9 protein-coding genes and 1 pseudogene are annotated in these 11,577 nt (G+C 66.0%); 8 read left to right on the forward strand and 2 right to left on the reverse strand.

Annotated elements, in window-relative coordinates:
* Position 1: 1 nt before the first annotated feature.
* On the reverse strand, positions 2-592 hold the full coding sequence (locus G3N98_RS07970) for a dimethylsulfonioproprionate lyase family protein (RefSeq protein ID WP_206147848.1): 591 nt from the start codon (positions 590-592) through the stop codon (positions 2-4).
* Positions 593-1,194: 602 nt separating this feature from the next.
* Between G3N98_RS07970 and G3N98_RS07975 the strand changes: the two genes are divergently transcribed.
* The 8 genes from G3N98_RS07975 to G3N98_RS08010 all read left to right on the forward strand — a co-directional run bounded on the left by G3N98_RS07975 (position 1,195) and on the right by G3N98_RS08010 (position 11,247).
* Positions 1,195-2,484, forward strand: coding sequence for a glycine betaine/L-proline ABC transporter ATP-binding protein (locus G3N98_RS07975; RefSeq protein ID WP_206147849.1), 1,290 nt, complete (start codon positions 1,195-1,197; stop codon positions 2,482-2,484).
* Positions 2,481-3,368, forward strand: coding sequence for a proline/glycine betaine ABC transporter permease (locus tag G3N98_RS07980; protein ID WP_206147850.1), 888 nt, complete (start codon positions 2,481-2,483; stop codon positions 3,366-3,368). Before G3N98_RS07975 ends, G3N98_RS07980 begins: the two co-directional genes overlap by 4 nt.
* A gap of 153 nt (positions 3,369-3,521) precedes the next feature.
* The gene (locus tag G3N98_RS07985) at positions 3,522-4,403 is read left to right on the forward strand and encodes a glycine betaine ABC transporter substrate-binding protein (RefSeq protein ID WP_206147851.1); all 882 of its coding nucleotides are present in this window, start codon (positions 3,522-3,524) and stop codon (positions 4,401-4,403) included.
* A 127-nt stretch (positions 4,404-4,530) separates the two neighbouring features.
* The gene (gene glyA, locus G3N98_RS07990; RefSeq protein ID WP_206147852.1) at positions 4,531-5,826 is read left to right on the forward strand and encodes a serine hydroxymethyltransferase; all 1,296 of its coding nucleotides are present in this window, start codon (positions 4,531-4,533) and stop codon (positions 5,824-5,826) included.
* A gap of 161 nt (positions 5,827-5,987) precedes the next feature.
* Complete coding sequence (locus tag G3N98_RS07995; protein ID WP_089476124.1) at positions 5,988-6,875, forward strand: dihydrodipicolinate synthase family protein; 888 nt, start codon at positions 5,988-5,990, stop codon at positions 6,873-6,875.
* Positions 6,876-6,881: 6 nt separating this feature from the next.
* Positions 6,882-8,213: an FAD-binding oxidoreductase gene (locus G3N98_RS08000; protein ID WP_206147853.1), complete on the forward strand. Its 1,332-nt coding sequence runs from the start codon at positions 6,882-6,884 to the stop codon at positions 8,211-8,213.
* A gap of 16 nt (positions 8,214-8,229) precedes the next feature.
* Positions 8,230-9,723, forward strand: a complete 1,494-nt coding sequence (locus tag G3N98_RS08005; protein WP_206147854.1) for an aldehyde dehydrogenase — start codon at positions 8,230-8,232, stop codon at positions 9,721-9,723.
* A gap of 522 nt (positions 9,724-10,245) precedes the next feature.
* The gene (locus G3N98_RS08010; RefSeq protein WP_206147855.1) at positions 10,246-11,247 is read left to right on the forward strand and encodes a LysR substrate-binding domain-containing protein; all 1,002 of its coding nucleotides are present in this window, start codon (positions 10,246-10,248) and stop codon (positions 11,245-11,247) included.
* A gap of 29 nt (positions 11,248-11,276) precedes the next feature.
* On the opposite strand, the pseudogene G3N98_RS39715 reads toward G3N98_RS08010, so the two are convergent.
* A pseudogene (locus G3N98_RS39715) lies at positions 11,277-11,577 on the reverse strand (ISNCY family transposase); the annotation flags it as partial.

An 11,577-nucleotide genomic window follows, 5' to 3' on the forward strand; every position in this document is an offset into this window, starting at 1 on the left:
TTCAATTCAGCAGGCACCAGATCGCGAGGAGCGGCGCGTCGCCGGAGCGCATCGCATGCAGCGCGCCGGGCGGGTTGTGGATGCCGCCGCCGATCCCGGGATCGAACCAATCGCCGTTCTGCTGCCGGAATTCGCCGGCGGTCATCAGCACGTAGGCCTCCTCCGGCGCGTGGCCGTGATCGGGGTAACGCACGCCGGGCATCATCAGCGAGAAGCCGAGTTGAATGTCGTCGCGGCTTTCGGCGCCGCCGGGCCCGCAGATCATTCCGTTCACGTGCCCATCAATGTAGTTCGGGCTCCCGTCCTTTCCGGACGTACGCCGCGTCCAGCCGACTGCCGGCTCCAGCGACACGATCAGCCGCGCGACGGCTGCGAACGTCGGGTTCACGCGTGCGACGGCCTGAAGCGCCGGGCCAAGCCATTCGCATGCGGGGTAGCGCACTGCGTTGCGCACGCCATTGTCCGACGGCTGCTGCAATCGTGCGAATACGTGCGGTGCGAACGCGCGCGCGGCGGCGGGCAGCTTTTCCGACTGGAACAGTTCGCCGGCGATCCGGACGAAATCCGCGATGGGCTTCGGGCGTTCATGCATGCTGCTTGCTGCTCCCTGAGTGATGTGGGCCAATCAGCGAAAGTCTAGGCAGAAACCTGTCGATGCGGGCAGCGAAAAAGCGTGACGGGCTTGGCATTGGCCGCCATCTGCGTGCCGCGGTTGCCGTTCGGTAGGCGCGCTGTCGATCGACAGCCGCCGGCAACCTGATTGGGGGCAGCAGGCAGTTCGTCGCGTACGAATGGTCCAAAGCAGCTCGCGAAGTCGCCGGCGTGATTTCTCGGTAGTTTCCCTTAAGTCCCCGCGTCGGGATTTTCCCCTAGCGGCCGCTTGCGCGCGCCGCACGCGCCGCTGGGCCGCCGTCCCCGCAACATTCCACTCAGCCGCGCCGGTATTGCTTTTCGCCTGTTTCGCACCGTTTTGCGGCGATCACGCCTTTTCGCCCCGAAACGATGCATTACCAAAGGTATGGAAAAGCGCACAGAAAATGTAGCTGGAGCGACGAAATTGGATTGATACGCTGCATTCACTGCATCAGCGCCGTCAACCACGCAGGAGCGGCATCGGGCCCACGCCAGGCGGGAGATCGATGACGACCCGGACGAAGTTCGCGGCTTCCCTTACCAGTCAGTCGGGATGACAGAATGGCTCCAAATATGACGTTTGCGCCGGGCGACGTACTTCCCCCCGGGGCAATCCACACCGGCGGTGCGCTGTCGATTGCCCGGTCGAGCATCGCGACGGGAACGGACATCCTGACCGTCAGGCACCTGTCGAAGATTTTCGGTCCGAAACCCGAGCGTGCGATCGAGATGATGAAGCGCGGCGTCGGCCGCAACGAGATCTTCGCGGAAACCGGCAACATGGTCGCGGTCAACGACGTGAGCCTGAGCGTGCGCGCTGGCGAGATCTTCGTGATCATGGGGCTGTCGGGTTCGGGGAAATCGACGCTGGTCCGATTGCTGAACCGGCTGATCGAGCCGACGGCCGGGCAGGTCGTGCTCGAAGGCCGCGATATCGCACCGATGTCGACGCCGGAACTGCGCGACGTCCGGCGCCAGAAGATGGCGATGGTGTTCCAGTCGTTCGCGCTGCTGCCGAACCGCACCGTGCTCGACAACATCGCGTACGGGCTCGAAGTCGCGGGGATCAGGAAGACACAGCGCTACGAAGTCGCGCGCGCGGCGCTGGAGCGCGTTGGCCTCGGCTCGTACGAGAAACTGCTGCCGAGCGAGTTGTCCGGCGGCATGCAGCAGCGTGTGGGCCTTGCCCGCGCACTGGCGGTGAATCCGTCGGTGCTGCTGATGGACGAGGCATTCTCCGCGCTCGACCCGCTGATCCGCTTCGAAATGCAGAACGAGCTGCTGCGCCTGCAGAAGGAAGAGCAGCGCACGATCGTGTTCATTTCCCACGATATCGAGGAAGCCGTCAAGATCGGCGGCCGCATCGGCATCATGAAGGACGGTTGCCTGATCCAGGTCGGCACGCCCGCCGAACTGATCCAGACGCCGGCCGACGCGTACGTGCAGGACTTCTTCCGCAACGTCGACGTGTCGCGCTTCATGAAGGCATCGAGCATGATGACGCCGGTCGAGCGCGGGCTGCTTCGCTGCGATGCGCTCACGCCGTCCGACCGCTATCTGAACCAGCTGATCGACAGCGGCGCGGAATGCGGCTACGTGTGCGACGAATCCGGCCGTTACCTTGGCTGCGTCACACCCGCCACGCTGCACCGGTCCGGCGCGAAGCCGATTCGCGACGCGTTCCTGAACGACTTCAACGCGGTGTCGATCGATACGGACCTGCATCGGCTCGCGTCGATCGCGCTGACGCAGCAGCACGACGTGCCCGTGACGGACGGAGCGGGGCGACTGGCGGGCGTCGTGTCCTGCCGGACGATACTCAAGCAGATGATGCAACGGAGGGCAGCATGAATTCGTCGGTGATCGGGAAGTTCGCGGAGAATGTCGTCAACTTTCTGTTTCTGCATTTCCGTGGCGGCTTCGACACGTTCTCGGCGGGCCTCGGCGCAGTCGTGAAGCTACTCGAGGACGGTCTCGCCGCCGTGCCGTTCATCGCGATGGTCGTGATCCTGGTGGGCCTCGCGCTGTGGCGCCGGGGCGTCGTGTTTTCGATCTTCGTCGGTTGCGCGCTGCTCGTCATCCATTACATGGGCCTGTGGGCGCAGACGGTGTCGACTCTCGCGCTCGTCACCGCGGCGACGTTCTTCAGCCTCGTGATCGGTGTGCCGCTCGGCATCTGGGGGGCGCGCAACAGCCGGATCGGCATGATCCTGCGCTCGCTGCTCGACTTCATGCAGACGATGCCCGCGTTCGTGTACCTGATCCCGGCCGTGATCCTGTTCGGGCTCGGACGCGTGCCGGCGGTGATCGCGACGATCGTGTTCGCGATGCCGCCCGTCGTGCGGCTGACGACACTCGGCATCAGGCAGGTCCGCGAGGAACTGATCGAAGCCGGCCGTTCGTTCGGCAGCACCGACTGGCAGCTGCTGTGGAAGATCCAGCTGCCGAACGCATTGCCATCGATCATGGCCGGCGTGAACCAGACGATCATGATGGCGCTGTCGATGGTGGTGGTCGCGTCGATGATCGGCGCGGGCGGCCTCGGCGAATACGTGCTGAGCGGGATCCAGCGTCTCGACATCGGGATCGGCTTCGAAGGCGGGCTCGGCGTCGTGCTGCTCGCGATCGTGCTGGATCGCCTGACCGAGAGCTTCGGCGTGAAGGCGAAGAAGAAGGTGAAGACGCCGCTCGCACGTGCCGGCAAGGCGGGGCCGCGCGGCGCGGCACGGACCTGACGGACACGACAGTCGAAGATCATTGAAGGACGATGAAGCGCCGCGGCCACGGTGCCGCGGCGGAACCGGTGTAGAAGTGCGTGGAGACCGGAAACGCCGATCGAAGGCGTTCCTCATCTTCGAAAAAATCGCATGATTAAAAAGGACTACTAGATGAATACCCATACGTTCAAGTCGCTTCTGGCGAAACTTGCCCTATCGACGGTGGTCGCCGGCAGCGCAGGTGTGGGCGCCGCGTCGGCGGCGGAGCCGGTCAAGATCGCGGTCACCAACTGGGCGGACGTGCTCGCGGTGGCCAACGTCGCGAAGTACGTGCTCGAGACCCAGCTCAAGCAGCCGGTGCAGTTCGTGCAGGCCGACATCGGCATCCAGTATCAGGGTGTCGCGCGCGGCGATCTAGACATCATGGTCGGCGGCTGGCTGCCGGTCACGCACGGCGCGTACTACGCGAAGTACAAGAACGACCTGGATGACGTGGGCGTTATCTACACCGGCGGCAAGAACGGCTGGGCCGTGCCGACCTACGTGCCGGAATCGGAGCTGTCGTCGATCGCCGACCTGAACAAGCGGGAAGTCAAGAGCAAGCTGAACGGCACGATCCAGGGCATCGAACCGGGCGGCGGTCTGATGCAGGCGTCGGAGCGGACGATCAAGGGCTACAGCCTGGACGGCTACACCCTCCAGGCGTCGAGCGAGGCCGGGATGCTGGCCAGCGTGTCGCGTGCGTACCAGTCGAAGCAGTGGATCGTCGCGACGGTCTGGAGCCCGCACTGGCTGTTCCAGAAGTGGCAGATGCGTTACCTGAAGGACCCGAAGGGCACGCTGGGCGGTGACGAGCAGATCCACGCGTTCGCATCGAAGAAGTTCGCGGGCAAGTTTCCGCGCGCCGACGTGTTCTTCAAGCACCTGAAGCTGACGCTGGCCGACGTCGAGGCGATCGAGTTCGAAGGCAACAGCACGAACGACTACGCGAGCGCCGCGAAGAAGTTCGTCGACGCCCATCCGGAGAAGCTGAAGGCCTGGCTGCAGCAGTAAGGCCACGCGCGCGCGCTGGCCGATGCCGGCGGCCCGGGCCTGGGGCCGTCACGACGGCGCCGGCCTGGCAGCGCGCGGTGCATTGAATCCACGCAGCACGTAACGAATCGCGTCGCGGAGTCACCAAGTGAACGAGAACGCCCGCTTTTTTGCCGAAACACTCCAGAGCCGCGATCCGGTGATCGCATCTGAAATCGCGTTGGAGTTGCGTCGCCAGCAGACGCAGATCGAACTGATTGCATCCGAAAACATCGCGTCCGCGGCGGTGCTGGAAGCCCAGGGCACCGTGTTGACGAACAAGTACGCGGAAGGCTATCCGTCGCGCCGGTACTACGGCGGTTGCGACCATGTCGACCGGATCGAGGCGCTCGCGATCGACCGCGCGTGCGCGCTGTTCGACGCGAGCCACGCGAACGTGCAGCCGCACTCGGGCGCGCAGGCCAACGGCGCGGTGATGCTCGCGCTCGTCAAGCCGGGCGACACGGTGATGGGGATGTCGCTCGATGCGGGTGGCCACCTGACGCATGGCGCACGCCCCGCGCTGTCGGGAAAGTGGTTCAACGCGGTGCAGTACGGCGTGAGCCCGGACACGCAGCGCATCGATTACGACGACGTGCGCCGGCTCGCGCAGCGCCATCGGCCGAAGCTGATCATCGCGGGCTATTCCGCGTATCCGCGCGCGCTGGATTTTGCTGCGTTCCGCGAGATCGCCGACAGCGTCGACGCGAAGCTGATGGTCGACATGGCGCATATCGCCGGCATCGTCGCGGCCGGCCGCCACCCAAACCCGGTGCCGTTCGCCGACGTCGTGACGTCGACCACGCACAAGACGCTGCGCGGCCCGCGCGGCGGTTTCATCCTGACGAACCACGCAGACGTCGCGAAGCAGATCAACTCGGCGGTATTTCCGGGGCTTCAGGGCGGCCCGCTGATGCATGTCGTCGCGGGCAAGGCGGTGGCCTTCGCGGAAGCCCTGCGCCCGGAGTTCACGCGCTATATCGACCAGATGCTGCTCAACGCGCAAACGCTCGCACAGGTGCTGACGGCCGGCGGCCTGACGCTCGTTACCGGTGGCACCGACAACCACCTGCTGCTCGTCGACCTGCGCGCGCGGCGCATTACCGGCATGCAGGCCGAGAAGGCGCTGGAGCGTGCCGGCATCACCTGCAACAAGAACGGAATTCCGTTCGATACGGAAAACCCGACCGTCACGTCTGGGATCCGGCTCGGCACGCCCGCCGGCACGACGCGCGGCTTCGGGCCCGCGCAGTTCGAGCAGATCGGCGACATGATCCTCGCGGTCGTGGCGGCGCTCGAGCGCAATCCGGACGGGGACGAGGGCGTCGAGCGCGCGGTCCGCACTCGCGTGCGCGATCTGTGCGCCCAGTTTCCGATCTATGCACACGCGGACGCGTTTGCCTGATCGCCGGAACCGGATCGGGCGGACGCATGGTTAGAACCGCATGACGAATCGATCGGCGTGGCTGCGCGAAACACGCGTGGCGCGCGCCGACGTCTTGTCCAGTGCCGGCTCCTGCGTAACGACGGCAACCGGGCACCCACTCACCTGAATGAGGAATTGAAATGAGCTTCGAGGGCGTACACACACCGCTGGTCACCCCGTTCGACGCGGACGGCGAAATCGATCACGCGCTGCTGGGCCGGCATGCGGCTGATCTCGCCGGCCGCGTGTCCGGCCTCGGCGTCGGCGGCACGACGGGCGAATACTACGCGTTGAGCTTCGACGAGCGCGTGCGCACGTTCGACACGGTCGCGGCTGCTGCCGGCGGCAAGACGTTCCTGACCGCGGGCATCAACGCGACGACGACGAAGGAAGTGCTGCGCCTCGGCCGCGAAGCGAAACGTGCGGGGCTGGATGCGCTGCTCGTGGCAGCGCCGTACTACGCGCAGCCGACGCAGCAGGAACTGCTCGCGCACCTGCTCACGATCGACGACGCGCTCGACATGCCGATCATGCTGTACAACTTTCCGGCCCGCACCGGCACCGAAATCGGTGACGGGATTCTCGAGACGCTGCTCGGGCGCGAGAATTTCGTCGCGATGAAAGAGAGCACCGGCGACATCGCGCATCTGCATCACCTGTCCACGCATTTCAGCGGCCGGCTCGTGCTGAGTTGCGGCATGGACGACCAGGCGCTCGAGTTCTTCGCATGGGGCGCGCGCAGCTGGGTCGGCGGTGCGTCGAATTTCCTGCCGGAAGCACACACCGACCTGTTCGATGCGTGCGTCACGCGCGGCGATTTCGCGACCGGCCGCAAGCTGATGACGCAATTGCTGCCGGTGCTCGAACTGCTCGAGCGCAGCGGCAAGTTCATTCAGTACGTGCGTTACGGGTGCGAGCTCGCCGGTTTGCCGGTCGGAGTCGCACGCGCACCGCTTGGCGCGCTGTCGGGCGACGAGCGCGACGCGTTCGCGAAGCTCGTGAAGCCGCTGCTGCGCAACGGCCGGTAATTCATCATGCGTTCGAATCTGGAATTCGCGCGGTTTCCGGCGCCGGACGGTATGAACGGCTGGTGGGAGAGCCTGCCGCCCGCACCGGACGCGCGCACCGTCACGTCCGACGGCCGGTTCGACTGGGCCGTCGTCGGCGGCGGCATCACGGGGCTGTGCGCGGCGCGACGGCTCGCGGAGCTCGCGCCCGGCGCGTCGATCGCGCTCGTGGAGGCCGACCGGATCGGCCGCACGACTGCCGGGCGCAATTCCGGATTCTTCGTCGACCTGCCGCACGACATCAGCAGCGAAAGCTACTCGCGCAGCATCGACGAGGACCGCGCCGACGTGCGGTTCCAGCGCCATGGCATCGACTATGTGCGCGATATCGTGCGGCGCTTCGGCATCGATTGCGACTGGCGCGACGACGGCAAATTCCACGCGTCGGTCAACAGGAAGGGCGCCGCGGCGCTCGCGCATTTCGCGGACGGCCTGTCGCGCATCGGCGAAGCGTTCGAGTGGCTCGACCAGCCGGCCATCCGGACCGTGACCGGCACCGACTTCTACACGGGCGCGCTGTTCACGCCGGGCTGCAGCACGGTGCAGCCGGCCGCGCTGATGCGCGGCCTCGCGGCCACGCAGCCGGACAACGTGACGGTGTACGAGCTCAGCCCGGTCACGCGGATCGAGCCGCGCGGCGACACGCGCGCGCTGCATTTCGCCGGCGGCACCCTCGTCGCAAAGCAGGTCATCCTGTGCACGAATGCGTACGCAGCGACCTTCGGCATCCATTCGAACGGATTGCTGCCCGTCTATACGTTCGCGTCGCTCACGCGGCAGATGAATGCCGACGAAGTCGCGAAGCTCGGCGGAACGCGGTCGTGGGCGGTGATTCCGGCCGATCCGATGGGCACGACGGTGCGGCGCCTGATCACCAATCGCATTTGCGTGCGCAACCATTTCGCGTTCAGGCCGGACGTGAGGGTGTCGCCTGCGGATCTCGCGAAGGCGCGGCATCTGCATCAGCGCTCGTTCGAGCGCCGCTTCCCGATGCTCGGTGGCGTTGAACTCGAATATACGTGGGGCGGGCCGCTGTGCCTGTCCGCGAACAACGGAGCATTGTTCGGCAAGCGCGACGACGGTCTCTACGAGGCGATCGGCTGCAACGGTCTCGGGCTGAGCCGCGGATCGTCGTCCGGCAAGCTCATCGCCGAATACGCGCTCGGCGAATCGAACAGTTTCGTGCAGCAGTTGCTGAAGCAGCCGCATCCGCGGCCGCTGCCGGTTCGGCCGCTCGTCGACCTTGCCGTGTCGGCGACGATCTGGGCCAAGGAATTCTCGGCCGGTGCCGAGCTTTGATCATTGAGGAAACGACATGACGACCCATCAGGAGTGGAAGCAGAAGGCGAATGCGTTGTCGCTCGACGGCCGCGCGTTCATCGCGGGCGAGCGCAGTGCGGCGGCGTCGGGCGAGACGCTCGCGACGCTCAACCCGGCGTCGGGCAAGGTGCTCGCCGAAGTCGCGCGCTGTAACGAGCGCGACGTCGATCGCGCGGTCGCGGCTGCGCGCGAAGCATTCGAGTCGGGTGTCTGGTCGAAGTCCGCGCCCGCGCATCGCAAGGCGGTGTTGCTGCGCGTCGCGCAGCTGATCGACGAGCATGCGGAGGAACTCGCGCTGCTCGAGGCGCTGGAAGCCGGCAAGCCGATCGGCGAGTGCCTGGGGCTCGACATTCCCGAGTCGGCCGCGTGCATCCGCTGGCACGCGGAGGTGACGGACAAGCGCTACGACGCGCTGTCGCCGTCCGGCAGCGGTGTCGTCAGCATGATCACGCGCGAGCCGATCGGAGTCGTCGGCGCCGTGCTGCCGTGGAATTTCCCGGCGCTGATGCTCGCGTGGAAAATCGGCCCCGCATTGTCGGTGGGCAATAGCGTTGTCGTGAAGCCGGCCGAGCAGACGTCGCTGTCGACGCTGCGCATCGCCGATCTCGCGCGGGAAGCCGGCGTGCCGCCGGGCGTGTTCAGCGTCGTCACCGGGTTCGGTGGCGAGGCAGGCGAGGCGATCGGCCGCCATCCGGACGTCGATCTCGTCGCGTTCACCGGCTCGACCGCGACCGGCAAGCGCTTCCTGCACTACTCGGCCGATACGAACCTGAAGCGCGTCGTGCTCGAATGCGGCGGCAAGAACCCGCAGGTGATCCTGCCGGACGTCGCGAATCTCGACGCGGTCGCCGAACAGGCGGTCGCGGCCGCGTTCTGGAACATGGGCGAGAACTGCAGCGCAGGCTCGCGGATCCTCGTGCCTTCGAGCCTCAAGGCGGAACTGCTGGAGAAGGTTCGGGTGGTGCTCGGCGGCTGGAAGACCGGCGACCCGCTCGACCCGGACGTGAAGCTCGGTGCGCTGATCGAGCAGAAGCACTACGACAAGGTGCTCGGCCATATCGAGAAGGCGAAGGCGGAAGGCGCGCACGTGGTGTGCGGCGGGCAGGCAATTCTCGGCGAAACCGGCGGCTGGTTCGTCGAACCGACGATCTTCGACCAGGTGACGCCCGAGATGAGCCTCGCGCGCGACGAGGTGTTCGGGCCGGTCGTCTGCTTCATCGAGTACGACGACGTCGACGACGCGGTGCGGATCGCGAACGATACGTGCTACGGGCTCGCTGCGTCGCTCTGGACCGACAACGTGAACAGTGCGCACAAGGTCGCCGCGCGCATTCGCGCGGGGACGGTCACGGTGAACTGCTTCGGCGAAGGCGACTTGTCGACGCCGTTCGGCGGATTCAGGCAGTCGGGGTTCGGCGGTCGCGACAAATCCGTGTACGCGCACGATCAATATTGCGAACTGAAGACCACCTGGCTGAAGCTCGACTGAGCGATGCGGAGCACGCGGCATCGCAGGCTCGCACGGCCCGCGATGGCGCTTGGAGGAGTGGTTTCGGCGGCGGCGCGCTCTGCCGCCGATCGACCACGATGTCGTGCTGCCCCCTGTTGTGCGGGCATGGTCACCGGCCGATCGCCCGTGAGTGCCCCGCAGGTGGCGCGCGAAGGAAAGCGCGATCCGCACCTGGCGGCGCGACGCGACACCGCGACGGTACCGGCTGCGGTGTGCCGCGCATTGGCCAGGCGCGGAGCGGCGGTGTCTGCCGGATGTGCGTGCTGCCGCCCCTCATCGCTTCCGATAATTGCGATGTGGTGCACAATCGATCGAAAATGGCGCCATCGTGACGCCGTTTGCGCGGTCGAGCTCGCTCTTGCGAGCCGCCTGACCGATGCGCGAGCTGCAATATCGGCTAATTGAAAGGTTTGCGGCGAGACTGACTGAGGGCCACCGGCGGGACTGCCGTCGACGCGTTCGTCGGCGCAGCGTCCGACCGCTGTTTTGAGAGTGGAAGCCATGTTGAAGAAGCAATTGTTTGCCGACCGACTTCTCGCGCAGATGCCGTCGCTGCGCGCGCTGCGCTGCTTCGTGACGGCGGCGCGCTACGAGAGCTTCACTCAGGCAGCCGAGGTACTGTGCGTGACGCAGGCCGCGATCAGCCGGCAGATCAAGGAACTCGAGGATTCGCTCGACGTCTCGCTGTTCGAGCGCACGGGCAGGCATATCGCGCTGACGGATGCCGGGCGGGTCCTGTACAACGCGTCGTACCTGTCGATCATGAACATCGCCGAGGCGGCGGAGGCGGTGCGCCGGACCGACAAGCACGCGCTGATGGTCTGTGCATCGCACACGTTTTCCGCACTGTGGCTGTCGTCGCGACTGCCCGCGTTTCGCGAGCGGTTTCCGGATATCCAGCTGCACGTGATCGTCACCGAGCATTTCATGGAGCTCGACGGCCTCATCGAGCCTGACGTGATCATTACGAAGAACCCGCCGCGCGCCCCGGAGTTCGAAGCCGAACCGCTGTTCCACGACATCGTGTATCCGGTGTGCAGCCCGTCGTTTCGCGAGCGGCATTTTCATGGCCGGTCGCTGAAGCCGCTGGACCTGCTGTCGTGCCCGACGCTGAACCTGTCGATGCTCGGCCGTGCCCAGGTGTGCGAGCACGTCGACTGGCGCGTGTGGCGCAACTGGTTCCAGCAGAGCGACGGCACCGATACGCTGGCCGGGAGCAAGTATCTGGAAAGCAACGATTACCGGCTCCTCGTCGCGCAGGCCGAGGCCGGCGAGGGCACGCTGCTGGGCTGGCACCACCTCGTGCACCGGCAGATCGACGCGGGCGTGCTGGTGCGCCCGGTGCAGGATGTCCTCGTGTTTCGTGATCGCCATCATTACCTGATCACGCACCGGAATGCGCACTCGCGCCCGGAGTACCGACTGTTCCGCCAGTGGCTGCGTGACGAGGTCGCTATCATGATGCGCGGCTGGCTCGATGCCGGCGTCGAGATCGGTCGATGACACGCTGCCCCGGCCAGCGCCAATCGGCATCCGGCTTTTGGAGACCGACGGCCAGGTTTGTCTGCTGGCTTGGCGGGTTGCCTACGTTGCGCCAGCTCCACGATCACATGCTCGACGTCGGCCTGCGTGATCTCGCGTTGCTTCTTCTTGCCCGCTTGGGGTTCGTTTCGGTCGGTCCGGGTTGAGTCGCCGCGATGCGTTCTTGACGGCGCTTTGCCAATTCGGCTGTTATCACGTTGCGCCTGAAGCGCTTGCGCGACCTCCAGCACATGACTCAAGCGCTTGTGCTCCACGACTGCGCCTTGATCGATTTCGGTTAGGCGATCGTAC

The sequence above is a fragment of the Burkholderia sp. Tr-20390 genome, assembly GCF_017104595.1.
GTDB lineage: Bacteria > Pseudomonadota > Gammaproteobacteria > Burkholderiales > Burkholderiaceae > Burkholderia.

Excerpts from the sequence above, each read along its gene's own strand:
- G3N98_RS07985 (WP_206147851.1), top strand. The coding sequence starts at position 3,522 with ATGAATACCCATACGTTCAAGTCGCTTCTGGCGAAACTTGCCCTATCG.
- G3N98_RS08005 (WP_206147854.1), top strand. The coding sequence starts at position 8,230 with ATGACGACCCATCAGGAGTGGAAGCAGAAGGCGAATGCGTTGTCGCTC.
- G3N98_RS07975 (WP_206147849.1), top strand. The coding sequence starts at position 1,195 with ATGGCTCCAAATATGACGTTTGCGCCGGGCGACGTACTTCCCCCCGGG.
- G3N98_RS08010 (WP_206147855.1), top strand. The coding sequence starts at position 10,246 with ATGTTGAAGAAGCAATTGTTTGCCGACCGACTTCTCGCGCAGATGCCG.
- G3N98_RS07970 (WP_206147848.1), bottom strand. The coding sequence starts at position 592 with ATGCATGAACGCCCGAAGCCCATCGCGGATTTCGTCCGGATCGCCGGC.
- G3N98_RS07980 (WP_206147850.1), top strand. The coding sequence starts at position 2,481 with ATGAATTCGTCGGTGATCGGGAAGTTCGCGGAGAATGTCGTCAACTTT.
- G3N98_RS08000 (WP_206147853.1), top strand. The coding sequence starts at position 6,882 with ATGCGTTCGAATCTGGAATTCGCGCGGTTTCCGGCGCCGGACGGTATG.
- G3N98_RS07995 (WP_089476124.1), top strand. The coding sequence starts at position 5,988 with ATGAGCTTCGAGGGCGTACACACACCGCTGGTCACCCCGTTCGACGCG.